Genomic DNA, 23,568 nt, shown 5'->3' with positions numbered 1-23,568 from the left:
ACGGTCGACAACGTCGATAGCCGGACAGACTTCTTCGAGGCTCAATCCTCGAGAAGGCCGGCGCGGAGCTTCGCCAGGGTGGCGGCGAGCAAGCGGGACACGTGCATCTGGGAGACGCCGATCTCCTGAGCGATCTGCGTCTGGGTCTGGTTTCCGAAGAACCGCAGCGCCAGCACCCGGCGCTCGCGCGGTGGGATCTTGGCGAGCAGCGGCAGCAGCGCCTGTCGGTACTCCACCGCGTCGATGGCGGAGTCCTCCCCGCCGAGGGTGTCGACCAGGGACGGCGCGTCCGGCTCGGTGCCCACCGGCGTGTCCAGCGAGGTCGACTGGTAGGCGTTGGCCGCCTCCAGGCCCTCCAGGACCTCTTCCCTGGACAGCCCGAGATGGGCGGCGAGCTCGCTCGCGGTCGGCGCCCGTCCGTTGTGCTGGGAGAGTTCGCTGACCGCCGCGTTGATCGACAGGTGCAGCTCTTTGAGCCGTCGCGGCACCCGCACCGACCAACCCTGGTCCCGGAAGTGCCTGCGGACCTCGCCCATGATCGTCGGGATGCCGAACGAGAGGAACTCGACGCCACGGAACGGGTCGAACCGGTCGATCGCCTGGATCAGGCCGACCATCGCCACCTGCGCCAGGTCCTCCAGCCGCTCGCCGCGGTTCGCGAACCGTCGAGCGATGTGCCTGGCCAGCGGCAGGTGGACGGTGACCAGCCGCTCGCGGAGCGCGACCCGCTGGGGGTCGTCCGCAGCGAGCTGGGCATACCGCTCGAACAGCGGCGCGACCGTCGAGTAGTCGTCGTAGTCCAGGCGGCGGTCGCCCTCGCGGTCGCCCAGGTGCGCGGCGAGCAGCGCCGCGCTGTACCCGTCCGCCGCTTCCCGACGACGCCGTCGGGGCTCGGGGGGTGCTGCGGCGTCGGCCTCCGACTCACCCCACAGATCGGGCGCGCTCCGCAGGCCGAGGTCCGCCTCCGGCTGGAGGCCTGGCTCGGCATCCGCCTCCGCGACTCCGAACGCCGGGTCGCGAAGATCCACGCCAGCCCCGCCATCGGTCACGGGTGCTCCTCTCGGGTCCGGGAGGTTCCCGGCTGGAGCCGTACGAGCAGCGACGTCCGCAGCTCGTAGCCGTCGTCGAGTGCCTGGGTTTCGGTGGCGATCCGGTCGGTCAGGCTGGTTAGGAGCAGAACACCGAGTTCGTCCTCGGCCGAGGCCGCCTGGGGCGACCAGACCGCGGCGGTCACCTCGACGGCGTCCGGGTGCTGGACGAACCGGCAGTGCAGCGGTTCGTCCGGGCCGGCGGCGCGGACCAGCGCCGAACACGCCTCGTCGACCGCCAGTCGCAGGTCGGCGACCAGATCGAGGTCGGCGTCCGCGCGGAGTGCGATCGACGTCGCGATCGCGCGCAGGACCGGAAGCTGCGTGGCGTTCGCGGGACAGATCACCTCCATCGCATCGTCGGGGGCGCTCGCGTCCGGGGCGCGGTGCGGCGCGGATCGGGCGGGAGTCGTCAGGAAAGCTGGTTGGGACTGGCGCAGTGTCGCGGGCACCGGAGGCCCCCCTCGTTTCGCTATTGGCCGGGTGTGGTCCCCGGCCCGGCCGTCCGGACCGCTGACGCGGCCCGGTCCGGCACGGCCGATGGATGGATCAGGGCAGCGGGCCCGCCGGGCGGCCCTCGTCGAACGCCCGCTGGGCGTCCTCGGTCGACATCGCGGACCGGTTGGTCAGCGGATCGGACCCCGACGGCATCGGAGGAACACCGTGGGCCATCGCGTTCGGGTCCTCCTCGGTCCGGGGCGTCCAGTAGCCCCCGGTCGCGGATGCGTCGGTGCTCTGCCCGCCGGTGCCCGCCGCGCCCCGCTGCGGGGGCGCGTCGACCTCGCCGCGCCATGCGCCGGTCGAGGAGCCGTGCGCCTCGATGAAGGTCTTGAACCGCTCGAGGTCACCCTTCACGCGGTGCGAGACGAGGCCGAGCGCGTCGCCGGCCTTCTCGACCGCGCCCTCCGGATGGAACTCCAACTGGAGCATGATCCGGGTGTTCTCGTCGTCCAACCGGTGGAACGTGACGACACCGGCCTGCTCCTCGCCGTCGGTGGCCTTCCAGGCGACCCGCTCGTCCGGACGCTGCTCGGTGATCTCGGCGTCGAACTCGCGGCGTACGCCGGCGATGTTCGTCCGCCAGTGGGTGTGGACGTCGTCGATCTGCTGAATGTTCTCGACGCCCTCCATGAACTGCGGGAACGTTTCGAACTGCGTCCACTGGTCGTAGGCCGTACGCACCGGCACGTGGACGTCGATCGATCGCTCGATGGTGCTCACTCTTCCTCCTCACGAGGACGGTCCGCGCCGGTGGCGCCGGCCGCCCGGGTCGGTCGGAAAGGTCCGGCGGAAAGACCCGCCGTGGGCCCGCTGCTGGACCCGGGACGTGCAAGCCCGCGTCGGGCTGATGGTGGGACGCCGGACGTCGTCGCGCCCGGCCGCTGTCCTGTTGTCGGCGCACGTCTGCTCGGCGCCGTCATCGGTCGCCAGGGGGCGCTCGGTCTGCACCCGGCTCCGGCGAACTCGTCTCCGCCTCACGCCTGGCCAGCGATAACGCCGCGCCTTGAGGAGTGGGGCCACAGCTCCCATACCCGGCCCCGGGTGCCTCACACACCTGAATTCGGACGATTCGTGGCCTGCCCCCATCCGGCGGGCAGGGGGAGCGTGTGATGTGGCGCGTCTACCGTGAGTGCTGAAGCCTCGCGGTGACGAGTAAGGCACACCGGTCGTGGAAATGTGGACAGGAGCGGCCCGTCGGGGCATAGCGTAGGGACAGGAGTGGGATTCCCACGAGACCTCTCCGGGAGGGCGACTGCTTCATGAAGATCGCGATGGTGTCGGCACCGACAGCTCTCTCCAGCGCGCGCGAGCGCACGGCCGTTCCGGAATCGGATCGACTCGCCGCGGCACTCGCCGAGCGCGGTCACGAGGTGGTGGTGTACACCAGGCGCGTCGATCCGGAGGCCCCGGACCGCGAACGCCTACGGCCCGGCGTGGTCGTGCACCAGGTCACGGCAGGACCGGTCCGGCCGATCGCCGAGCAGGAACTGGCTCCCTGGCTGGGCGAGTTCGGGCGCGAGCTGGCCGCTCTCTGGCGGGACCAACGCCCCGACGTCGTGCACGCGCACTCCTGGACCTCCGGGCTCGCGGCCTCGGCCGGTCGCCAACAACTGCGGGAATCTGCCCTGATCGGCGGCGGAGCGGCCGAGGCCCCAATGCCGGTCGTACTGACGTTCGGGGCGTTCGGCGCCTCCCAGCGTCGACGGCCGGGAGCGGTCGACCCCGGCCTGGCCAACCGCATCCGGCTGGAGGTGGCGCTCGCCCGGTCGGTCACCGCGGTCATTGCACGCAGCGACGACGAGGTCGAGGAGCTCGCCCGGATGGGCGTACCCCGGGACCACATCCGGCTGGTGCCTTCCGCGGTCGACGTCGAGCGGTACTCGCCCAACGGCCGGTCGGCCCGGCGCTCCGACGCGCCGCGGCTCGTCGCGGTCGGTGAGGCGGTTCCGAGCAGCGGCTTCGAGACCGTGATCGCCGCGCTGCGCGGGCTGCCCGCCGTCGAGTTGGTGATCCTGGCGGACTCCGCGGGCGACGGGGCCCGGGCGGAGGAGATCGAGCGGCTGCGCATCGGCGCCGAACGGCTGGAGGTGGCCGACCGGGTCACGTTCGTCGACGAGGACCTGGGCTCGGTGGACATCGATGCCCGTCCGGCGATGCTGCGCTCGGCCGACGCGGTGATCTGCGTGCCGTGGCACGGGCCGGTCGACGCCGGCTCGGTACTCGAAGCCATGGCGTGTGGCGTCCCGGTGGTGGCTACCGCGGTGGGCGCGGTGTCCGACGTCGTCGTGGACGGCGTCACCGGTGTGCAGGTGGCTCCGCGTCGACCGGACCAGCTGGCCACCGCGCTCCGCATCCTGCTGGGTGACCCGGTGCGGTGCCTCGGCTTCGGCGTGGCCGGGGCCGATCGGGCCCGCTCCCGCTACGACTGGAACCGTGTGGCCGTCGATACCGGACGCGTGTACGAGTCCGTGGTGCCGACGGTGCTCAACGAACCGGCGTCCGTCGACGTCGGCGACGACCTGATCGAGGCCACGGACTGAGCCGGAGCAAACCGGCTCGCCGGGCTCACCAGGCTTCGAGCGGGTCGCTGACCGTGTTGAACGCGGCCGTCAGGCCGGTGATCTCCAACGGGCGCAGCACGTTGGGCCCGTCCGCGACGAGCCGCAACCGGACCTGATCGTCCGTACACCGACGAGCGAGCGCGATCAGCGCGGTCAGCCCGCTGGAGCCGAGGAAGGTGACCGGCCGCAGATCAACGAGCAGGCGGGTGCACCCGCGGTCGAGTTCGTCGCCGACCACCGACATCAGCGTCGGCGCGGTCAGCATGTCGAGTTCGCCGTCGACCTTCACGGTGGTGAGACCGGTCGGGTCGCGATGGGTGGCGACGGTCAGCGTCTCTTCGACCGGCGATCCCGCACTCTCCGCGACGGTTCGGACCTCTACGCCGCTCTCTGCTCTCGTCCACTCGGCTTCTGGTGCAGTCATGGCGGCTCCTCCGTACGGTCGGTGCCGCCATGCCCGCATGGCGACTGCGCTAGCTGAACCGAGCGCAAGCGCGGCCGCGGGGGCTGCTCCCTCGCTGAACACCGCGCTGGGCGCGCGCCGAGGCGCACGGCACCCGGAAGTGGCTGGCTGCTCAACCGCTCCATCGCGTTCAGAGTACGGAAGCGGACGCCGAGATAACAGGGTGGACCGGACAAGAGGGAGGATCCACCCGGTGGCCGTGCCCCCAACTGTCCGGCACGGCGTTTCGGGACCGATCCGACGCAAGAGGCATTGACCGCCGTCACCCCGGGTATGGGAGGGCAGACCGAGCACAGCCGAGGGGGTAGGCGGATGACCGCGATTTCTGCGGGCGGTGACGCACGCAGCGGCGATGCGCGCGGCCGTCAAGCGGACTCACCCCGTCAGATTCCCGCGCGGGGCTGGAAAGACGTACTGGTCCGTACGGTTCGGGAATTCAGGGAGGACCAGATCTCGACCGCCGCCGCGGCGGCAGCGTTCTACGCGTGGCTGGCATTGATCCCGGCCGCGATCGGTGCGATCACCGTCTACGGGCTGGTCGCGAGCCCCGATCAGATCGCCAACCAGATCGACGAGCTCACCGCGAGCCTGTCGGCGGACGTGAAGTCGGTGATCACCGATCCGATCACCGCGGCGACCAGCGCCAGTGGCAAGGGGCTGTCGATCGGACTGATCCTCTCGCTCGCTGCGGTGCTCTGGAGCGCGTCCGGCGGCATGAACGGGATGATCCAAGCGGTCAACACCGCGTACGACGAGAAGGACGAGCGGAACTTCGCCAAGAAGCGCGCCCTGGCGATCCTGATGACGCTCGGCGCGATCGTGGCGTTCGTGGTCGCGATCCTGCTGGTCGCCGTGGTCCCGCCGGTGCTCGACGCGCTCAAGCTCGGCTCGTTCGCCAGTGGTGTCGTCAACGTCGGCCGGTGGGTGCTGCTCGCCGTGCTGATGATGTTCGGCCTCGGCCTGCTGTACCGCTACGCGCCCGACCGCGACAACCCCAAGTTCCGCTGGGTCTCCTGGGGTGCCGTGGTCGCGACCGTGCTGTGGCTCATCGCGTCGGCGGGCTTCTCGTTCTACGTCAACAACTTCGGTAGCTACAACAAGACGTACGGCGCGCTCGCCGGCGTCATCGTGCTCAACCTCTGGCTCTACATCTCCTGTCTGGCGATTCTGTTCGGCGCCGAACTGAACGCCGAACTGGAAGCCCAGACCAAGCGGGACAGCACCACCGGCCCGGAGAAGCCTCTCGGTCGTCGCGGTGCCCGCAAGGCCGACGAGGTCGGCCCGAGCACCGAAGGTTCGTTCACCTGAATCAGGAAGGGAGTCCCCATGGCCACCCAGACCGAGCAGGCGCCGTCGCCCTCTCCGGGGCGTTTCAACGCCGCGGACGCGTCGACCGCTGAGCTCGTCACCCGACTCGCCGACCAGGTCTCCACCCTGGTGCGCGACGAGCTGAAGCTGGCACAGCTGGAGCTGACCCAGAAGGGCAAGAAGGCCGGGCTCGGTGCCGGCATGTTCGGCGGCGCCGGCGTGGTGGCGCTCTACGGCGTCGGTGCGCTGGTCACGGCCGCGATCGCTGCCCTCGCGCTGGTCCTGCCGGTGTGGGCGTCCGCGCTGATCGTCGCGGTCGTGCTGTTCGCCGTCGCCGGCGTTCTCGCGCTCACCGGCAAGAAGGAGATCCAGCAGGCCACCCCGCCGGTACCGGCCGAGGCGGTCGACGGCGTCAAGCAGGACATCAACACCGTGAAGGAGCGTGCCCACCGATGAGTTCGGACGACGCGAAGAAGGGATCGACGGCCGTCGAGCCGTCGAAAGACCCCGACGCACTGCGCGCCGAGATCGCCGAGATCCGTGCTGAGCTGGGGGACACCGTCGAAGCCCTCGCGGCTAAGGCCGACGTGAAGGCCCAGGCGCAGGCGAAGGTCGACCAGACCAAAGAGCAGTTCCGGGAGAAGGCCGTGCAGGCCAAGGAGCAGATCGGGCACACCGCCGACTCGCTCAAGGCCAAGGCCACCGGCCGCACCGCCGTGCTGCGTGAGCGCGCGGAAGTCGGCCGGGTGAAGGCGCAGGCGTCGTCGGAGCGCGGCAAGGCCGCCCTCTCGCGGTACGCGCCGTGGCCGCAGGTCGCGGCCGGTGCGGCGGCGACGCTCGTGGTCCTCGTGGTGGGCGTCCGGACCGTGCAGGCCCGGCGTGCCCCCACGACGGTGCGGGCTCGGCGAGCCGTTGCGGCCGCCCAGGTCCGGCAGGCGCTGCGGAAGGCGGGTCGCCGATGAAAGCCTCCGCCGTCGCGTACCGGCCGATCGGCCTGGCCAGCGGCATGCTGGGTGGCCTCGTCGCCGGGGTGATCTTCAAGCAGGTCTGGAAGAAGGTCTCCGGGGAGGACGACGCCCCCGGTGCCACCCAGAGTGAGTACGGCTGGGGCGAGGTTCTGCTCGCCTCCGCTATTCAGGGCGCGATCTACGCCGTGGTCAAGGCCACGATCGACCGGGCGGGCGCGCAGGCCTGGGCGAAGTCGACCGGCTCCTGGCCCGGTGACTGAGCGGAGCCAGCTGTAGTCCATAATGGAGCCCTGCGCCGGAGCGGCGCAGGGCTCCATCGGTTCAGTGCCGATCGGCGATTCGAGTTCCCGCGATCCGGGTAGCTGGTGGTCCAGGCCCCGCGTTCCGCGGGAATTGCGTTTGATCGGGAGCGTGCACACATGTCAGAGATCGCGGGTCGGCCGGACACCTTCGGCGTGTGGACGGCGTGGATGTGGCGTCGAGCGTCGCGGGTGGCGGCTGCCTCCGCCGCGTGGGCGCGCGCCGAGCGGCACGCGTTCTTCGACCGGTCCACGGCCGGCGCGTTCCACGGTGACCCGCCCCGCGGTCAGGAGTACGCGACGATGATGCGCTCCGCCTGGGGTCGTCCCTGATCTCCAGCCCTACACCCCCCGCCCTCCCACCTCATACGGAATTAGTCTCTTCGCAGACGTAACGGGCGCCCTTCGGCGGCCGAGCGGGTGAGTGCGCAGGCCAACCGGTGGGTGCGGACGGCCTGGCCGTAGTCGACCAGCACCCCGCTGCGCGCCTGCGGTCGCCGGAGCGCGTCGACGAAGGCCCGGTCGGCGGCGTGCCGCGCGTCCGCCGCGTCGACCGCGTGCCACTCCGAGCGGTCGCCCACCCGAATCTCGCATCCGTCTTCGGCGATCGTCACGCTGGCCCCGTCGGCGAAGATCTCCAGCCCGGCCCGACGGCGTCCGGCGAACCGGCACGTGGTGGCCAGCGTGCCCACCGCGCCGGACGCGAACCGTAACGTCGCCGCGGTCACCCCGTCGACGTCCGCGTCCGGGACGCCCGGCGGTGGCGTCCCGTCGCCGGCCGCATAGACCTCCACCACCTCGCCGACGAGGGCGCGCAGCAGGTCGAGCAGGTTCCCGACCTGCTCGACGAGTGGCCCGCCGGATCGGTCCCGGTGCCCCCACCAATCGGACGAGCCGACGCCGTCCAGCCAGGAGCCGGTCACCAATCGAATCGGCCGCCCGGACAGCACGGCCTGGGCGCGCGTCACCGCGGGCGAGTACCTCCAGTGGTGCCCGACCGAGGTCACCACACCGGCCGTCGCGACCTGCGGGAGCAGCGACTCCGGGACGTCCCGGTCGACGCCGAGCGGTGGCTCGACGAACATCGGCAGGTCGGCTGCGAGCAGCTCCTCCTCGATCGGGCCGTGGGCGAACGGTGGAACGCAGACGTATACCGCGCTCGGCTCCAGGGCCAGCAAGCCCGCGAGGGAGGGCGCCACCGGCGCGTTGACCTCGGCGGCCAACCGCGTGGCGACCGTCAGGTCGGGATCGGTGACGCCGACGATCGTCACGTCGTGGAATCGGCAGAGCGTCGACGCGTGCCCAGCCGCGGCTCGACCGGCGCCGACCAGCCCGATCCGACAGTGCACCACCGCGACCTGGCCCCTTTCGATCGCTTGCGCCGCGGTGGCGGCCCGGACCGACCCGGCGGCGCGAACCTCCTGCTGCGACGTACCGGGGCTCATTGTCCCCCAGTTGGGGGCGGCGGACGTGGCATATGACTCTCTGCGCGGACGACAGGTTTCCGTACCGGTCAGGTGGACATGACCCCGACAGAACCCGTCGGACGGAGGCATCTGTGAGCAACAACGACCGACCGGCCCCGGCGTACACGGACGTTGAGCAGGAGAACGATCCCGGCCAGGGCACCGCGATCGCCGAGGAGGCCCCCGCCGAGCGGGGGACGCTGTCCACTGCCGCGGACGAGCGCGAGCCGGGCGCCGGGCCGAGCCCGACCGGTGGTGGAGCCGACGACGTGCCGGGAAGCCGATCCGGCGACACGGGTTTCCCGAGCGGATCGACGGATATCCCGCCGTCCGATACCGGCGGGCGCCGGGACGGGACGGCGGCGGAGTCGCCGCTGGACGCCGAGGGGTCGAATCGCGCAGGCAGCGATCCGGGGGAGTGGCCGGCCGCGGACACGGTCGGCGTGTCCGGTCGGGCGCCAGGGCCGGCCGATCTCGACAACCCCGGCGGAACCGGCCTCACGACCGCCGACACCGAGGGAGGGGACCGCTGATGACCGACGTGTTGCCGAGCGCGCGCGCTGCCGCCTCGAGGGTCGCTGAGCGGTACGCGCGTTCCGCGGACGACGATCGCCCGCTGCGCGGTTACCTCACGCTGATGGGGCTCTACGGCGGGACGGTGGCCGGGCTGACCGGGCTGGCGGCCGTTCTGGGTCGCAAGGCACCCCAGAAAGTGTCCGCCGGCGACGTCGCTCTGCTCACCGCGGCCACCTACAAGTTGAGCCGCATCCTCACCAAGGACGCGATCACCAGCCCGCTCCGCGCACCGTTCACGCAGTTCACGGAGCCGGTCGGGGAGGGGGAGGTGAACGAGGAGCCCGCCCATCACGATCCCTTCCGGCATGCGGCGGGTGAGCTCGTGAACTGTCCGTTCTGCACGTCGATGTGGGTGGCGACGGCGTTCTCCGCCGGGATGGTGCTCGCGCCCGGGTTCACCCGGATGGCGACGACGGCGCTGACCGCGGTGGCGGGCTCGGACCTGCTGCACTTCGCCTACACCGCGGTGCGGGAGAAGGTCGAGTAGCGCACCGCGTGAACTGACGTCGCGTCGGCCTCCACGGAGGCCGACGCGACTGGCGTTCGGGCAGCTAGCCGACGATCCGGAGCGTCGCCCAGACGGTCTTGCCGCCGTGGATCGGCAGGCAGCCCCAGTTCGTGGCGAACTCGTCGACCAGCAGTAGGCCGCGGCCGCTCAGCGCGTCGGCCGGCGGGTATCGAGGACTCTTCCGCGGCGGCTCGGCGCAGCCGTCGGTGACCGTGAGGTGCAGGAACTCCTGGCGAAGGACCACGCTCGCGGTGAAGTCGGTGCCCGAGTGCTGCACGGCGTTGCTGACCAACTCGGACATGATGAGTTCGGCCGGGAGCGTCAGGTCACCCAGTCCCCACGTGGAGCACGCCTCCGAGACCATCGCCCGGGCCCTCGGCAACGCCATCGTGCCGGCGCGCAGCGCCAGCTCGAGCCGGCGGACGGGAAGCGGTCTGAGGGCGGCGTCGGCCAGCGCCTCCTCGACGGACGGGTACACCGGGATCTGCCACAGCGAGGTGATCCGCTCCAGCTGAGCCCGGGTGTCCGGGGGTGCCGCAGCCAGCACCAGCGGGACGGAGGGCCACATCGCGGCCTGGCGGCTCACTGCTCGGAAGACCGTGAGCGCGATCCGGTCGCCGACGACCACGCCCGACAGGTCGACAACCACTGCCTCAGGGCACTCGACCAGGCATTTCAGCACAGCGACCCGCACCTGGCTGACGGTTCTCAGCCGCAGCTCCCCGTCCACCTGGAGCACGGTGACCGGGAGCGTCCGGTCGATCTCGCAGCTGAGCATCCAGCCCTCGCTTCTCACCGCACTGTTCAGCGCGATCGTTCGTCCTTCGGGCCGGAGGTACCCCGGTCGTGGCGAACAATTCGTCGGCTATCCATGCTATCGCGACGGAGCGTTCCGTCTGACCGTGTCAGGACCGAACACCGGGGTATCCGGCTGCGCAACGGGGTATTGGGGGGACATGAGCGGAGATCCGGACGCGCTGATCGTCACGATGAAGCGGGTGGCCAGCACGCTGAAGGCAGCGGACATCCCATTCGCCCTGGCCGGGGGATTCGCGGTCTACGCGAGGGGTGGGCCGGCGTCCACGCACGACGTGGACTTCCTGATCCGGCCGTCCGACGTCCAGTCGGCGCTGGGAGCGTGTGTCGAGGCCGGGTTGCGGTCCGAGCAGCCGCCCGAGGACTGGCTGGTGAAGGTGTACGACGGTGACTGCCTCGTCGACCTGATCTTCCGGCCCTCGGAGCGGGAGGTCACCATCGACATGCTCGAGCGGGCCGAGGAGATGCCGGTCGAGGCGGTGCGGATGCCGGTGCTGTCCGCCACGGACCTGCTGCTGAACAAGCTGCTCGCATTCACCGAGCACTACTGCGACCTGGCCACGGTGCTCCCGCTGGGGCGGGCGCTCCGGGAGCAGATCGACTGGGATCTCGTCCACGACGCGACCGCGCACTCGCCGTACGCCGAGGCGTTCCTGCTCGCGGCGGAGCGGCTCGGGATCGCGCCGGCGGGTACGCTGCAACTGCGGGGCCTCGGCCACGACGCCGGCCCGGCGTCCACCGGTGGCATCCGCCCCGACTCCGACCCGGACCCCGACTCCGGAGCCCAGACCAGCTCCGACCCGGCGCGCGCCGCGGTGTAACCAGCGGCGAAGCCGCTGGCGTTCTCAACGGGCCGCTCCCACGAGTTGCGGTACTAGCCAGGGGGCGAGGTAGTCGCGGACTCCGCCTGCGGTCAGGTGGAGTCCGTCGCTCCGGACGCGGACGCCGTCGACGTCGCGGGTGTACCGGCCGTCGGGACAGAGGCGCGCCGCCAGATCCACGATCCGGACCCGCTCCGGATCGGCCCGCGCGGTGTCCTCCAGCATCCGGTTCCACGCGTCCATCCGGGCCGGATCGTCCTCCGGGTAGAGGCTGCCGTCCCGGCGCTCGTAACGGTGGTTGTACGGGGCGGTGGCCAGCACCACCCGCGCTCCGTCCGCGGTGAGCACCCGAACCATCCGGGCCAGCTCGGACCGCAGGTAGGCGTCGTACTCCGGCTGGCCGATGTGCTGCCATCGTCCGTGCAGCTTCCGATCGAGCACCTCCCACCGGGCCAGCACCACCACCGCCAGGTCCGGACGGTCGGCTCGGACCCCGTCGGCCCAGTGCGTGTCCCACTGCGGGCACCGCTCGTACGGTTCCTGGATCCGGGCAGCGTTGCGCACCGGCCCGGACCGGGCGATGCCGCAGCCGATCAGCGCCCGGTTCGTCAGGCGGGCGCCGGTCAGCGGTGGCAATCCGACCGCCAGGCTGTGCGCCACCGAGTCGCCGAAGACCGTGATCCGCAGGGGTCCCGGGCCGCGCCCTGGCCGAGTGAGCAACGCACTCCGGACCGTGCTCGGCATCGCTGCCACCGGTCCCTCCGGTGTCGCGGGGCGCGGCGTCGGCGGTGTGGTCAGCAGGACGGCTGCGGCTGCCACGCAGGACACGGCGCTCAGCGTCGTCAGAGCCGGCCGGAGCCGACCTCGGCGCGGCCACCGTCCGCCGCGGACCGGCTGACTGATCAGGTGGAACGTCAGCTCGGCTAGCACGATCGTGACCGCGCACCGGGCGACCAGCAGCATCGGCCCGTCCAAGCCGGTGCGCTGGTGGTCCAGGGCCAGGAAGACCGGCCAGTGCCAGAGGTACAGCTCGTAGGAGGCGCGTCCGATCCGGGGGAGCGGCGACACCGAGAGCGCCCGCGCCGTCAGCCCGTCGGGGTGCCGCTCGGCGTGGCTGATAACCGCGGCCACTGCGAGGACGACGACCACCAGCCCACCGCGGTAGAGCGTCGGCCCGGCGTCGTCGAGCAGGAGCAGTGCCGCGCCGAGCGTCCCGACGGCGGCGAGCGTCACCGGTGACCAGCGGCGCTGGACGGCGTGCCCGGGCCGGTACCGGCGGGCGCTCAGCACCAGGGCGAGCGCACAGCCCACCAGCAGGCCGAACGCGCGGGTGTCGCTGCCGTAGTACGCGCGTGCCGGTTCGGCGTCCGGGACGTAGAGCAGCGCCATCGCACCGGCCGACGCCGCGGCCGCGGCGAGCGTCCCGATCAGCAGTGTGCGGGCCGACCGGAGCGCGAGCGTGGCCACCACGAGCAGCGGCCACAGCAGGTAGAACTGTTCCTCCAGCGCCAGCGACCAGGTGTGCTGCAACGGGGAGGGTGCGGCGGTCAGGACGGCGTAGCCGTCGCCGCGGTTGAGCATGCGCCAGTTCGCGACGTAGCCGAGCGCGGCCAGCGCGTCGGGGCCCAGGGCCTCCAGCTCCTCCGGCGGCACCAGCCAGCGAGCGCCACCCAGCACGGTGGCCACCACGGTCAGCAGCGCCGGCAGCAGCCGCCGCACCCGCCGGGCCCAGAACGCACCGAGCCGGATCCGTCCGGTCCGTTCGTGCTCGGCCAGCAGGAGCGTCGTGATCAGGTACCCGGAGAGGACGAAGAACGCGTCGACGCCGAGCCAGCCGCCGGGGAGCCAGGAGATCCCGCCGTGGTAGAGCAGCACCACGACGACCGCGACCGCGCGCAGACCGTCCAGCGCGGGCCGGTGGGCCAGCCGTAGGCGTTCGGGTGGCCGGACCCGGCTCCGGTGCCCGGAGGGCCGTTCCAGGAGGCTGATCGGGACGGGCGGCGGCGACACCACGCGGTCCGGCATCCGGCTCCTCTCATGGCGGAGCTCGCGTCAGGGCCGCCAGATCATATGAGTACATACGGATATAAAGGCCGCGCCCGCCGTTGGCCAAAACCAACGGCGGGCGCGGGTGCGACACCGGGGTACGACTAGTCGGCGGTGGCCCTGTCCTGATCGGATTCGCTCTCGGCGGGCGGGGGCCCGTCGGACGGGGTCTCGTCGGATGCTGCGCCGTTGGGCGGGGACGCCGCGGGCAGCGCGGCCGGCTCGGTCCAGCGACCGTCCACGTCGTACGTCTGATCCATCACCACGATTGCCCCGGCGATCTGACCGGCGCGGAACACCAGCGGGCTGGCCCCCACTCGGACGTGCACCGGCCGTCCCCGCCGGTGACCGCGTTGATCGTCACCTCGGCGGGCTCGCTCCCACCGTTGAGCACGTGCCGGACCAGCGGTCGCAGCCGGTCGGTGGAGATCCCGACGTCGAGGTTGAGCAGGTGCTGGCCGACCGCCTCTTCCGGTCGCAGGCCCCAGAGATCCTCGGACTGCCGGTTCCAAATCTGGACGACCAGTTCGGTGTCGACGACGACGACAGCGCTGCGCAGGCTCCGGAGGATCGACTCCAGGAACGCGTTGGCGTCGCTGAGCTGGTCGGTGCGCTCGCGGAGTTCCTCGTTGATCGTCTGGAGCTCTTCGTTCGTGGACTGCAGTTCCTCGTAGGCGGTCTCGATCTGCCGGTTCGCGTCGGCGATCGCGCCGCACCGCCTCCGGGAACGAGCGCAGCTCGACCGGTCGGAACGAGACCTCCAGGTCGAGGAACGGGCCGCCCGAGGTCGCGCGACGAGACGCCGAGCAGCGTTTCGGCTCGTTGATTCACGCCGGCGACGGTGCCGTCGCTGGTCATCACGATCGCCGCGACCGGCGCTGTGAGTAGCGCCTCCGTCTGCAGCCGGTCGGCGCCGAGTAGCTCGCGGAGGGTGTGCTTCGTCCCGCCGTCCGTCGCGACGACCCCCCGGCCCGGTGCCCCGCGCGGCACCTTGCGGAAGAAACGGCGTTTGAGGTCGAGGGGGCGGAAAGCTGGCCGTGGCTGAGCAGCATTTCCGCTTTACCGAGGAACAGAACGCCGACGTCGTTCAGCGCGAAATTGAACCGGGCCAATACTCGCGCCTGCGTCTCGGCGTTGAGGTACATCAGCACGTTGCGGCAGGCCAGCAGGTCGATGCGGCTGATCGGGGCGTCCTGGACGAGGTCGTTCCGCCCGAAATCGCGCTCCGGCGAAGGTCCTTTGGCGAAGACGAAACGCGTGCCTTCGCGCTCGAAATAGCGCTCCAGGAACTCACCGGGAACGGCCCGGACTTCTTTTTCGCCGTAGGTCGCCTGCCGCGCGACGGCCGGTCACGTTGATCAGAACCGTGTTGAACAGGGTCGTGAACTCGTCCTGACGGACCTAGAGGTAGCTCCCGCGGACCACGGGAGAGCGCGCACCGGCCCCCGGACGACCGAGCGGAGGCTCTCGACACCACCGTCGGAAGCGCCGATGGCGACGAGCCGGCGTCTTGCCATGTCGGTCCCCTTCTCCGGGCACCTGGGCGGGCGAAGAAGCGACGCCGTGTGATCGACGTTACGCCCCTCCAGGAGGGCAGTGACGATTCCGCGTGTGCCCACTACGGATCGTGGGTAACACGACGCAACAGAGACCGGAGAGAAGAGCGATGAGCCCGGAGTTGCACGTCGACCAGGAATGTCTGGTCGGCTACGTGGTGCTGCGGCTCAGCGGTCGGCTCTCAGTACGTACCGCGCCGGCGGCTCGGCGGGCGATGCTCAAAACGCTGTTCGACGTGGGAAGGGTGGTGGTGGACGTGTCCGGGCTACGACTAGTGACTCCGGAGTGCGTCACGCTGCTGCCCAGCGTGCTCACCACCGCGGGGGGATGGCCCGCCGCGCGGATGGCCATCGTGGACGGCGATGGTGTCTACGAAGCGGCCGCGCGGCGTGTGCGCTGTGCCGACCTGCTCCACTTCTACCCGGCGACGGAGGCGGGTGTGCGCCATGTCGATGACCGGCCGGCACGGGTCACACGGGACGTTAGTGTTCCGGCTGATCCGTCCGCTTCGGCTACGGCCAGGCGGTTCCTGCAGCAGGCAGCCGCCGATTGGGAACTCTCGCCCGACCTGACCGAGATAGCTCAGCTGGTGGTCAGCGAACTGGTGTCGAACGCCGTCGAACATGCCGGGACCACGTCGACGGTGGCGCTGGAACTGACCGACGAACGGCTGAAGATCAGCGTCCGGGACGGCTCCACCACGCAGCCGGTGCCCCGGCCGCTGGACATGGTGAGCTTCCGCGGACGCGGCCTGCCGCTGATCGACCGGGTCAGCCAGCAGTGGGGCATCATCGACCACCAAGACGGCAAGACGGTCTGGGCCGCGCTCTCCACCGAGGCACCCGCCGTCGCCGAATCGGAGGAATCGAGCGATCCCGAGACGGACCGCGCCGTTTAAGCACCGCTCACCGGCCTACTCCGTGCGCCATGACGAGCTCGCTTGATCTCTCCGCGCAGCACCCCTCCCGGGCCGTCGGCAGTCTGCTGTTCGTCGGCAACGCCACCGTCCTGCTCCGGCTCGGCAGCTTCACCGTTCTCACCGACCCCAACTTCCTGCACCGGGGCGAACGGGCTTACCTGGGCTACGGCCTCAGCTCCCGCCGCCTCGTCGACCCCGCGATCAGCCTCGATTCGCTGCCGCCACTCGACGCCGTGGTGCTCTCCCACCTGCACGGTGACCATTTCGATCGGCGGGCCAAGAAAGGGCTCGACCGTGCCGTGCCGATCGTCACCACTCGGCACGCCGCCCGCCGGCTCGGCCGGTGGGGCTTCCGGGCCGCCGAAGGACTCCGTCAGTGGACGTCGTGGGAGGCCCGCCGCGGCACCGAGGTGCTCCGGGTGAGCTCGGTCCCCGGCCAGCACGGCCCGGAGGTCGTCCACCGCCTGCTGCCACCGGTGATGGGCAGCATCGTCGACCTGGAGCGGGACGGTCGGCGGGTATTCCGGCTGTACGTCACCGGTGACACGCTCTGCCGTCCGTGGCTGGGCGAGATCGCCGAGCGGTACCCCGGCATCGACGCGGCGCTGGTCCACCTCGGCGGAACCCGGATCCTCGGTGTCCTGCTGACGATGGACGAGCACCAGGGCGCGGATCTGGTCGAGATGATCGGACCGTCGATCGTCTACCCGATCCACAACGACGACTACCCGGTGCAGAAGACGCCGCGGCGCGCGTTCCTCGAGGAGACGTCCCGGCGCCGGATCGGTGGCGTCCGGCCGGTGGAGCGAGGCGAGACGGTAACGCTGTCATCGGCGGTTTCAGATGCTCTCTAACGGGAACTTTCTCCCGGCTGGCGCGAGGACGGGCCGAACCGGGAGGAAGTTACATGCGGTTGCCGGAGCCACGGGGTGGCGTGAGTGAAGCGCTGGTTCAGGCACTGACCGGGTCGCCGGGCTCGTTCGCGAGGTTGGCGCCGGCCGCCCACACGGACGAACCCTGGCTGGACGACGATCTCCAGTTGGCGCTCTGGGTGCTCTACGAGTTGCACTACCGGGGATTCGACGAGGTCGACCCGGACTGGGACTGGGATCCGGAGCTGATCCGGCTGCGGGCCGGGTTGGAAGCCCGGTTCCTCGACGGGCTCCGTGCGGTGGTCACTATTCCGGACGAACGGTCCGTGCCGACTGCCCTGACCGCACTGACCAGCGCGGACGCCGGACCGTCGATGAGCCGGTTCCTGCAGCGCAAAGCGACGCTCGGCCAGTTCCGGGAGTTCGTCGTGCATCGGTCGGTCTACCACCTCAAGGAGGCCGACCCGCACAGCTGGGGCATTCCACGGCTCGGTGGGCGCCCCAAGGCCGCCCTGATCGAGATCCAGGCGGACGAGTACGGCGGCGGCCGGGTCGAGCGGATGCACTCCGAGCTCTTCCGGACGACGATGGAGCGGCTCGATCTCGACGCCGGGTACGGGGCCTACGTCGATCACGTCTCGGCACCGACGCTGGCCACCAGCAACCTCATGTCGTTGTTCGGCCTGCACCGGCGGTGGCTGCCCGCATTGCTGGGTCACCTCGCCGCGTTCGAGATGACGTCGTCGCTGCCGAACCGGCGCTACGCCAACGGCTTGCGGCGTCTCGGCGGCGACGCCNGGCCCCCCCCCCCGACGCCACCCGCTTCTACGACGAGCACGTCACCGCGGACGCCGTGCACGAACAGATCGCCGCGCACGACCTGTGCGGGGGGTACGTGGCGGAGCATCCGGACCAGGCGCGGGACGTGCTGTTCGGCGCGGCGTGCGGGCTGCAGCTCGACGCGTTCGCCGCCGAGTGGATCCTCGATCGGTGGGAGAACGGCACCACCGCACTACGCCGTCCGCTCGCCCCCGACGACACGCTGGCCATCCCGGCCTAGTGGGCGGCGGCCCGCCCAGAACGGCGCTGACAGCCGCGCCCAAGGCCTCGAGACCACCGCAAGGTCGAGGCGGCCTTGCGCGCGAATGCCAGCGCCGCCCTGGACCGGCTCCAGGTCCGTAGAACTGCAAACAACAGCCCCGTCCGCAGCGCGGACGGGGCTGTTGTTTGCGTGCGTTACTGGCCCGGCGCGGAGAACCCGACGAGTTTGTGGGTGCCGTCGCAGAACGGCTTGAGGCCGGACTTCCCGCATCGGCAGAGGGCGACCGTCGCCCGTCCCGGGTCGATCGGCGTGCCGTCCTGGCCCTGCAGTACGAAGTCCCCCCGCAGCAGAAGCGGACCGTCCTCGTAGAGCGTCACACTCACTTCGTTGTTCATACCTCGGCGTTCTTCCACACGCTTCCTTCCGCGGACGCCCGAACCCGCAGCCGACCGGCCACGATCTCGGTCTGGAACACCGGCTGACACGCCGTCGCCGGGCCACGCAGCGGCTCGCCGTCCACGAGCCGGAACACCGATCCGTGCCAGGGGCAGGTGATCCGCGGCTCACCGGGACCGTCGGTCACCTCGCCCTCGTGCAGCGGGCCACCGACGTGGCTGCACTCGGACGCCAGCACGTGGACGCCGCCGCCGCTCCGCAGGTGCCGGCGGTACACGACGACGGTCGTGTCGCCGACCTCCCGTCGAATCGGCTCGCCGATCGGGATCTGGTCCAGCGGGCCGAGGTCGTGCCAGCCGTCACCGGCGCGCCGCAGCGCACTCTCGGCATGGTTGACGCCGCCGGCCTGGGAGTAGGCGAGATGCCCGCCGAGTGCGCCGCCGACGCCGATGGCCGTCAGCCCGAGCAGCGCGTAGCCGACACCGGCCAGCTGACGCCCCTGCTTCCGCGCGGTCCAGGACGCGGCGTAGAACGTGATGCCGACCGTGTTCGCGGTGGCGTGCACGAGGCCGACCCGGCGCTGGTCGGGCTCCATGTCGGCCCAGTCGGTCAGCCCGGCGGCGACGGCCGCGGGTGCGGTGAGCAGCCCGAGGCCCACGAGCCGCCGGGCCGCTACCCGGCTACCCGGCATGAAGTCGAGGACGGTGGCCGACGCCCAGGCGCCGACCGGTATCTGAACCAGGATCGGGTGCACGGGGTGGCCGAGCCATCGACCGTGCAGCAGGTCCGCGACCCGCGAGTTGGGGATGGTCTGGTGGACCGCGTCCGCGACAGCCTCGGCGACGGGGTCGAGGAGCCGCGCGTTTTCCAGGCGGGAGAAGAGTGCTCGGATCACCGACATAGTGCTGCGGTTACCCCCTGAGCAGCCGGTCACACCGGAGAGACGCTGTTTCCGGCCGGTACCGGGTGTGCCCGTCGGGGGACCGGGTAGCCCAGGGCGGATGGTGACCGGAAGGAGGACGCATGAGCTGGCAAGGTCCGGATCCGAGCCGTACCCCTGGGCTGGAGCCCGGCGGTGGAGTTCCGCCGGGCGAGACGCCGCCCGGTGAGGGCGGCACCTCGGCGATCACCCATCAGGAGGCCGGCCCGGCCCCGAAGTGGGTGCCCGTGGTGGTGATCGGCGCGATCGGCCTCATGGTCGTGCTGGTGGCGCTGTTCATGCTGGTCCGCGTCTTCCTGATGGCGGACTAGACGAAGACGCGCAGAGGGCGCAGCAGCGGACCGCGGCCCCCGGCGTGGGCGCGCAACCCGGCGACGACGTCGGCCAGCGCCTCGGTCGTGCGGTAGCGGGGCGTCCAGCCGAGTTCGTCCCGCGCCCGCGTGCTGTCCAGCAAGGGGTGACCGAGCAGCATGTCGACCCATCCGGCGTCGACCGGCTGGAGGCGGGTCGTCCAGGTCAGGGCCGCACCGGCGCGGAGCACCGCCCCCGGCAGCGGAATCCGCCGCGCGCCGAACGCCGCGGCCAGGTCCTCCGGGCGCAGCGGGGGCTCCGGCGCCAGGTTGAAGGCGCCACCCGCCCGCACGGTGAGAATGCGCAGGACACCGTCGGCGACGTCGTCGGCGTGCACCACCTGGGTCACGGCGCGCCCGGGCAGGGGCAGGACCGGCAGCGGCGCACGGACCAGCGGTCGGGCCAGCGCGGGCGCGAAGTATCGCAGCAGCTCACTGGCCGCCTTCCGCTGCACGACCAGCGCCGGGCGGATCCGCGTGACGACCGGCAGTACCCCGCGCCGTTCGGCGGCGTCCACCAGTCGTTCGGCGGCGACCTTGTCTCGGCTGTAGTGCGACGTGCGGATGCCCTCGGTGGGCCAGTCCTCGCCGACCATGCGGTCCTTCGGGCCGACCGAGTACACCCCGATCGAGGACGCGTGCACGAAGTGCGGGACGCCTGCCTGCTCGGCGGCGGCGAGCACCGCCTTCGTCCCCAGAACGTTGGTGCGGATCAGCCGGCGCCGGTCGTGGCTGGGTTGGATCGCCCACGCCAGGTGCACGACCGCGTCCGCTCCCTCCATGGCGGTGCGCAGCACGGCGTCCGCGTTCCGGGCACCGACGTCGCACCGGACCCACCGGGTGCCGGTAGGCGCGGACCTCTCCGGCGGGATCCGCCGGGCGACCCCGACGACGTCCGCGCCCGATCCCACCGCCGCGCGAACCACGGCGCTTCCGACATTTCCGCTGGCTCCGGTCACCACGATGCGCATGACAGGTCGAGTTCCCCGCGCTGCGTCCGACAATCCCCGGACGAGCGACGTTCAGCGGAGGGTTACCACAGGGCTGTTACTCTCGGCGAGTCCTACCGGTCGGCGGCGCGTCAATGCGGCCGCGATCCCGCTGTAACCCCCGTGTTCCGGAGTCGATGTCCCCGTGAGCCAAAGGTCCGACACCGTCGTGGCAACCCCGGCACCGGAGCCGTCCGAGGAGAGCGAGCCGTCCCGGTCGGCCGAACCGCGCTGGCAACGGGTGCTGACCGCGGTCGTCGCGCTGACGATCGTCGGCTACGCGCTGATCGGGATCGGGACGCCGCTGCTGGGGCAGAAGGTCTTCGCCGCGACGGACATGATCGCGAACAAGGCCCCGTACGCGAACTCCGGCCTGTCCGACGTCCAACCGACGAACACGTACCTCAACGACACCGTCGACTCGGTCGTCCCCAACACCACGCTCTTCGGAGAGTTGTTCCGCGACGGTGACGTCGCGCTCTGGAACCCGTACCAGGCCGGCGGCAGCGCGTTCGGCTCGACGCCGAACAACGCGGTGTACAACCCACTCACCGTGCCCTACCTGGTACTGCCGGGGTGGCTCGCGCCCGGGTACGTGAAGCTGCTGGAGATCCTCGTGGCGGCGGGCGCCACGTTCCTGTTCCTGCGGCGGTTCCGGCTCGGACGTGCGGCGGCCGGCCTCGGTGGGTTGGTGTTCGTCGGCAGCGCGTTCATGATCGCGTGGACGAACTGGCCGCAGACCCGCGTCGCGGCGTTCATCCCGGCGGTGTTCTGGTGCGTGGAGCGGCTGGTCGCGTCCCGCCGGGCCCGGGACGGAGCACTGCTCTGCCTGGCCGTGGCGTCGATGCTGCTCGGCGGGTTCCCTGCGGTGACCGGCTACACGATTCTGTTCGCCGGCATCTACCTCGTGGTCAGGGTGCTGGGCGAGTACGGGCTCGCCTGGCGTCGGGTGGTCGGTGTGGTGGGCGGCGCCGGGGTCGCGCTCGCCGGTGCGGTGGCGCTCGCGGCGTTCCAGTTGCTGCCGTTCGCGTCGGCGATGTCCGGTGTCTTCATCCGGGGCCGGGAGCAGACGCCCGACGACCACCTGTCGCCGGTGACCGCACTGACCGCGGTCGTGCCCTGGGCGTTCGGCACGACCGACCCGAACCGCGGCCCGTACTGGTACCTGCCGATCAACCTGGTCGAGTCGACGATGTACCTCGGCGCCGCGGCGGTGTTGCTGGTGCTGGTCGCGGTGGCCTGGCCGCGCGCCGCGTGGGCACGGTTGCCGCGCGGCGGCTGGACGTTCTTCGTGGTCGCCACCGGGCTCGGCCTGCTCGTGTCGTACGCCGGTGGGCTGCCGCTGGCGGTGTTGCAGAAGCTGCCGGTGCTCTTCTCCGACAACTACGTGGGCCGGATGCGGAGCGTGCTCTGCTTCCTGCTGGCCGTGCTCGCCGCGGTCGGGTTCGACCTGCTGGTCCGACGAGTGGCCACGGAGCGCGCGGCCGGTGCCCGGGTACCGGCCTGGGTGTGGCGGGTGTGGCCGACGCTGGTGTTCACCGGCGCGACGGTTGCCGGCGCCGGACTGCTCTGGCGGGGACGCCGGGCGGCGGAGATCGCGAAGGGCGGCCAGAACGGCGATTACCGGGTCTCCTGGTTCGACGACCAGGTGATGTGGGCCGCGGCATTCGTCGTGCCTGCGGTGATCGCCGTCGCAGTGCTGTGGTGGCTGGTCCGCCGGGGGTCGTCCACGCGGTGGCTCGCCGGCGCCGCGGCGGTGGTGGTGCCGGTGCTCGTGCTCGTGCAGGCGCTGACGTTCGCGGCACCGTACTGGCCCAAGTCGGACAAGGCCACGTTCTACCCGACGACCGACGTCCATCGGTACCTGAAGTCCCACCTCGGAGACGACCGGTACGCCGCCGGCGGCGCGATGTTCGTCGGCTCGGACTCCTACTACCGGCTGCGGGCGCTGAACGGGCACCAGTTCGTCGCCGCGCGGTTCGGCGAGGCGCTCGACGGAATGCCCGGCTGGGGCCTCGGCGACCCACCGACCTACGTCAACTTCCGGTCCACGGCGCAGACCGCGCGGCAGCCGCTCTTCGACCGCCTCGGCGTCCGGTACTTCGTGACCGCGCCCTGGGACGACGTGTTCGGAACGGTCGTCGAGCCCAGGGCCGCCACCGGGTCGACGACGATCGGCGGCGACCAGGCACTCACCCAGAAGGTGCCGGGCACCGGCCCGCTGCGCGCGCTCACGCTCGTCACGGCGGCGCCGTTCCGGCCGGATCGCGACACGAACGTCCGGGTCAGCCTTCGGGACGAGACGGGTAAGGAAGTGGCGCGGGGCGAGCGTCAGGTGCTCGTCGGCGGCGGCCGGGAGGGCCTGGCCGACGACGAGCGGTTCACGATCCCGATCGTTGCCGAGGACGTGCCCGCGGACACCGAGCTGACCGCGGTGATCACCCAGGATTCCGCGGGGCCGCTGACGGTGCGGGGCGCGCGCGACGGGGACTCACTGGGCGTCGTGCGACCGGCGGACGACGGGCTGCGGCTGGCGTACGCCGGTGCCGCGGTCGTGTACGAGCGGCTGACCGCGCTGCCCCGGATCCGGTGGGCCAACGAGGTCGTCGTCGAGCCGTCGGCCGCCCGGCGGGTCGCGCTGGTGAACGGCGGCTCGCTCGCGGCGAACCAGGTCGTCCTGGACAGCCCGGGGGAGTCGGCCGCAGCGGGCAGTACGGCGACGATTTCGGTGCTCGCCGACCGGGTCGACCGGATCGAGGCCCGGGTGAACGCGTCCGGGACCGGTTACCTGGTGGTCGCCGACGCGCTGCAGACCGACTGGGCGGTGACCGTCGACGGGAAGCCTGCCGAGCTGGTCCCGGCCGACCACGGGCTGGTCGCGGTCGCGGTGCCGGACGGAGCGCACACCGTGGCGCTGGAGTACCGCACGCCGTACCGCAGCATGGGGACCTATCTGTCGGCCGCGACCGTGGTCGTCCTCGTGGTGATCTTCGCCGGCGGGTGGTGGCGCTCGCGCCGAGCGCGCCGAGACGAGCAGCCTGCGGCGGTCGCTGCGGACTGACGCGAAACCGGCCTCCATGCG

27 protein-coding genes and 1 pseudogene are annotated in these 23,568 nt (G+C 71.4%); 15 read left to right on the top strand and 13 right to left on the bottom strand.

What is annotated here, in order from left to right; genetic code table 11:
* Positions 1-41: 41 nt before the first annotated feature.
* The 3 genes from ABEB28_RS38130 to ABEB28_RS38120 form a co-directional block, all read right to left on the bottom strand.
* Entirely contained in the window at positions 42-1,049 is a 1,008-nt protein-coding gene (locus tag ABEB28_RS38130) for an RNA polymerase sigma factor SigF (protein ID WP_345733172.1), read from the bottom strand.
* Positions 1,046-1,540 carry an ATP-binding protein gene (locus tag ABEB28_RS38125; protein ID WP_345733171.1) on the bottom strand — a complete coding sequence of 165 codons (495 nt, stop codon included), beginning with the start codon at positions 1,538-1,540 and terminating at the stop codon, positions 1,046-1,048. Before ABEB28_RS38125 ends, ABEB28_RS38130 begins: the two co-directional genes overlap by 4 nt.
* Before the next feature lie 97 nt (positions 1,541-1,637).
* Complete coding sequence (locus ABEB28_RS38120) at positions 1,638-2,309, bottom strand: SRPBCC family protein (protein ID WP_345733170.1); 672 nt, start codon at positions 2,307-2,309, stop codon at positions 1,638-1,640.
* A gap of 539 nt (positions 2,310-2,848) precedes the next feature.
* Between ABEB28_RS38120 and ABEB28_RS38115 the strand changes: the two genes are divergently transcribed.
* Entirely contained in the window at positions 2,849-4,129 is a 1,281-nt protein-coding gene (locus ABEB28_RS38115; RefSeq protein ID WP_345733169.1) for a glycosyltransferase, read from the top strand.
* 25 nt (positions 4,130-4,154) lie between these two features.
* On the opposite strand, the gene ABEB28_RS38110 is transcribed toward ABEB28_RS38115, so the two are convergent.
* Complete coding sequence (locus tag ABEB28_RS38110) at positions 4,155-4,574, bottom strand: STAS domain-containing protein (protein WP_345733168.1); 420 nt, start codon at positions 4,572-4,574, stop codon at positions 4,155-4,157.
* Positions 4,575-4,925: 351 nt separating this feature from the next.
* On the opposite strand from ABEB28_RS38110, the gene ABEB28_RS38105 reads away from it, so the two are divergent.
* The 5 genes from ABEB28_RS38105 to ABEB28_RS38085 all read left to right on the top strand — a co-directional run bounded on the left by ABEB28_RS38105 (position 4,926) and on the right by ABEB28_RS38085 (position 7,521).
* The gene (locus ABEB28_RS38105) at positions 4,926-5,921 is read left to right on the top strand and encodes a YihY/virulence factor BrkB family protein (protein ID WP_345733167.1); all 996 of its coding nucleotides are present in this window, start codon (positions 4,926-4,928) and stop codon (positions 5,919-5,921) included.
* An 18-nt stretch (positions 5,922-5,939) separates the two neighbouring features.
* Positions 5,940-6,377, top strand: a complete 438-nt coding sequence (locus tag ABEB28_RS38100) for a phage holin family protein (protein ID WP_345733166.1) — start codon at positions 5,940-5,942, stop codon at positions 6,375-6,377.
* Positions 6,374-6,883 carry a DUF3618 domain-containing protein gene (locus ABEB28_RS38095; RefSeq protein ID WP_345733165.1) on the top strand — a complete coding sequence of 170 codons (510 nt, stop codon included), beginning with the start codon at positions 6,374-6,376 and terminating at the stop codon, positions 6,881-6,883. Before ABEB28_RS38100 ends, ABEB28_RS38095 begins: the two co-directional genes overlap by 4 nt.
* A complete protein-coding gene (locus ABEB28_RS38090; protein WP_345733164.1) occupies positions 6,880-7,149 on the top strand; it encodes a DUF4235 domain-containing protein in 270 nt (89 codons plus the stop codon). The genes ABEB28_RS38095 and ABEB28_RS38090 overlap by 4 nt, the downstream gene beginning before the upstream one ends.
* A gap of 159 nt (positions 7,150-7,308) precedes the next feature.
* Positions 7,309-7,521, top strand: a complete 213-nt coding sequence (locus tag ABEB28_RS38085) for a hypothetical protein (RefSeq protein ID WP_345733163.1) — start codon at positions 7,309-7,311, stop codon at positions 7,519-7,521.
* 41 nt (positions 7,522-7,562) lie between these two features.
* On the opposite strand, the gene ABEB28_RS38080 is transcribed toward ABEB28_RS38085, so the two are convergent.
* Positions 7,563-8,633: a Gfo/Idh/MocA family protein gene (locus ABEB28_RS38080; RefSeq protein WP_345733162.1), complete on the bottom strand. Its 1,071-nt coding sequence runs from the start codon at positions 8,631-8,633 to the stop codon at positions 7,563-7,565.
* Between the two features lie 113 nt (positions 8,634-8,746).
* Between ABEB28_RS38080 and ABEB28_RS38075 the strand changes: the two genes are divergently transcribed.
* On the top strand, positions 8,747-9,187 hold the full coding sequence (locus ABEB28_RS38075; protein WP_345733161.1) for a hypothetical protein: 441 nt from the start codon (positions 8,747-8,749) through the stop codon (positions 9,185-9,187).
* Complete coding sequence (locus ABEB28_RS38070; RefSeq protein WP_345733160.1) at positions 9,187-9,717, top strand: DUF1360 domain-containing protein; 531 nt, start codon at positions 9,187-9,189, stop codon at positions 9,715-9,717. The genes ABEB28_RS38075 and ABEB28_RS38070 overlap by 1 nt, the downstream gene beginning before the upstream one ends.
* Positions 9,718-9,781: 64 nt before the next feature.
* Here ABEB28_RS38070 and ABEB28_RS38065 read toward each other — a convergent pair whose 3' ends face one another.
* Positions 9,782-10,516 (bottom strand): STAS domain-containing protein, encoded by a 735-nt coding sequence (locus tag ABEB28_RS38065; RefSeq protein ID WP_345733159.1) that lies wholly within the window; start codon positions 10,514-10,516, stop codon positions 9,782-9,784.
* A gap of 178 nt (positions 10,517-10,694) precedes the next feature.
* Between ABEB28_RS38065 and ABEB28_RS38060 the strand changes: the two genes are divergently transcribed.
* Positions 10,695-11,375, top strand: coding sequence for a nucleotidyltransferase family protein (locus tag ABEB28_RS38060; RefSeq protein WP_345733158.1), 681 nt, complete (start codon positions 10,695-10,697; stop codon positions 11,373-11,375).
* 24 nt (positions 11,376-11,399) lie between these two features.
* Here ABEB28_RS38060 and ABEB28_RS38055 read toward each other — a convergent pair whose 3' ends face one another.
* The 3 genes from ABEB28_RS38055 to ABEB28_RS38045 all read right to left on the bottom strand — a co-directional run bounded on the left by ABEB28_RS38055 (position 11,400) and on the right by ABEB28_RS38045 (position 13,980).
* On the bottom strand, positions 11,400-13,400 hold the full coding sequence (locus ABEB28_RS38055) for an acyltransferase family protein (protein ID WP_345733157.1): 2,001 nt from the start codon (positions 13,398-13,400) through the stop codon (positions 11,400-11,402).
* Between the two features lie 125 nt (positions 13,401-13,525).
* Positions 13,526-13,750 carry a hypothetical protein gene (locus ABEB28_RS38050; RefSeq protein WP_345733156.1) on the bottom strand — a complete coding sequence of 75 codons (225 nt, stop codon included), beginning with the start codon at positions 13,748-13,750 and terminating at the stop codon, positions 13,526-13,528.
* Entirely contained in the window at positions 13,681-13,980 is a 300-nt protein-coding gene (locus ABEB28_RS38045) for a PAS domain-containing protein (protein WP_345733211.1), read from the bottom strand. The genes ABEB28_RS38050 and ABEB28_RS38045 overlap by 70 nt, the downstream gene beginning before the upstream one ends.
* Between ABEB28_RS38045 and ABEB28_RS38040 the strand changes: the two genes are divergently transcribed.
* Entirely contained in the window at positions 13,873-14,247 is a 375-nt protein-coding gene (locus ABEB28_RS38040; RefSeq protein ID WP_345733155.1) for a hypothetical protein, read from the top strand. The genes ABEB28_RS38045 and ABEB28_RS38040 overlap by 108 nt on opposite strands.
* Before the next feature lie 31 nt (positions 14,248-14,278).
* On the opposite strand, the gene ABEB28_RS38035 is transcribed toward ABEB28_RS38040, so the two are convergent.
* The gene (locus tag ABEB28_RS38035; RefSeq protein ID WP_345733210.1) at positions 14,279-14,707 is read right to left on the bottom strand and encodes a CheR family methyltransferase; all 429 of its coding nucleotides are present in this window, start codon (positions 14,705-14,707) and stop codon (positions 14,279-14,281) included.
* 425 nt (positions 14,708-15,132) lie between these two features.
* Here ABEB28_RS38035 and ABEB28_RS38030 point away from each other — a divergent pair, with 425 nt between their 5' ends.
* The 3 genes and pseudogenes from ABEB28_RS38030 (at position 15,133) to ABEB28_RS38020 (ending at position 17,829) form a co-directional block, all read left to right on the top strand.
* The gene (locus tag ABEB28_RS38030) at positions 15,133-15,876 is read left to right on the top strand and encodes an ATP-binding protein (protein ID WP_345733154.1); all 744 of its coding nucleotides are present in this window, start codon (positions 15,133-15,135) and stop codon (positions 15,874-15,876) included.
* 29 nt (positions 15,877-15,905) lie between these two features.
* Positions 15,906-16,751 carry an MBL fold metallo-hydrolase gene (locus tag ABEB28_RS38025; RefSeq protein ID WP_345733153.1) on the top strand — a complete coding sequence of 282 codons (846 nt, stop codon included), beginning with the start codon at positions 15,906-15,908 and terminating at the stop codon, positions 16,749-16,751.
* 53 nt (positions 16,752-16,804) lie between these two features.
* Positions 16,805-17,829: pseudogene (locus ABEB28_RS38020) on the top strand (iron-containing redox enzyme family protein).
* A gap of 176 nt (positions 17,830-18,005) precedes the next feature.
* Here the strand turns inward: ABEB28_RS38020 and ABEB28_RS38015 are convergent.
* Together ABEB28_RS38015 and ABEB28_RS38010 are read right to left on the bottom strand one after the other, a co-directional pair.
* A complete protein-coding gene (locus tag ABEB28_RS38015) occupies positions 18,006-18,206 on the bottom strand; it encodes a CDGSH iron-sulfur domain-containing protein (RefSeq protein WP_345733152.1) in 201 nt (66 codons plus the stop codon).
* Positions 18,203-19,108 carry a Rieske (2Fe-2S) protein gene (locus ABEB28_RS38010; protein WP_376981352.1) on the bottom strand — a complete coding sequence of 302 codons (906 nt, stop codon included), beginning with the start codon at positions 19,106-19,108 and terminating at the stop codon, positions 18,203-18,205. The genes ABEB28_RS38015 and ABEB28_RS38010 overlap by 4 nt, the downstream gene beginning before the upstream one ends.
* Positions 19,109-19,230: 122 nt before the next feature.
* Between ABEB28_RS38010 and ABEB28_RS38005 the strand changes: the two genes are divergently transcribed.
* Positions 19,231-19,458 carry a DUF6480 family protein gene (locus ABEB28_RS38005; RefSeq protein WP_345733150.1) on the top strand — a complete coding sequence of 76 codons (228 nt, stop codon included), beginning with the start codon at positions 19,231-19,233 and terminating at the stop codon, positions 19,456-19,458.
* Here ABEB28_RS38005 and ABEB28_RS38000 read toward each other — a convergent pair.
* Positions 19,455-20,468 carry an NAD-dependent epimerase/dehydratase family protein gene (locus ABEB28_RS38000; protein WP_345733149.1) on the bottom strand — a complete coding sequence of 338 codons (1,014 nt, stop codon included), beginning with the start codon at positions 20,466-20,468 and terminating at the stop codon, positions 19,455-19,457. The two genes, ABEB28_RS38005 and ABEB28_RS38000, sit on opposite strands and share 4 nt — an antisense overlap.
* A 187-nt stretch (positions 20,469-20,655) precedes the next feature.
* Between ABEB28_RS38000 and ABEB28_RS37995 the strand changes: the two genes are divergently transcribed.
* Positions 20,656-23,547, top strand: a complete 2,892-nt coding sequence (locus tag ABEB28_RS37995; protein WP_345733148.1) for a YfhO family protein — start codon at positions 20,656-20,658, stop codon at positions 23,545-23,547.
* Positions 23,548-23,568 lie beyond the last annotated feature (21 nt).

Origin of the sequence: Cryptosporangium minutisporangium (assembly GCF_039536245.1) — a bacterium.
Taxonomy (GTDB): Bacteria; Actinomycetota; Actinomycetes; order Mycobacteriales; family Cryptosporangiaceae; genus Cryptosporangium; species Cryptosporangium minutisporangium.
Note: the sequence above shows the minus strand (reverse complement) of the source record. Positions and strands in the feature narration are given on the sequence as shown.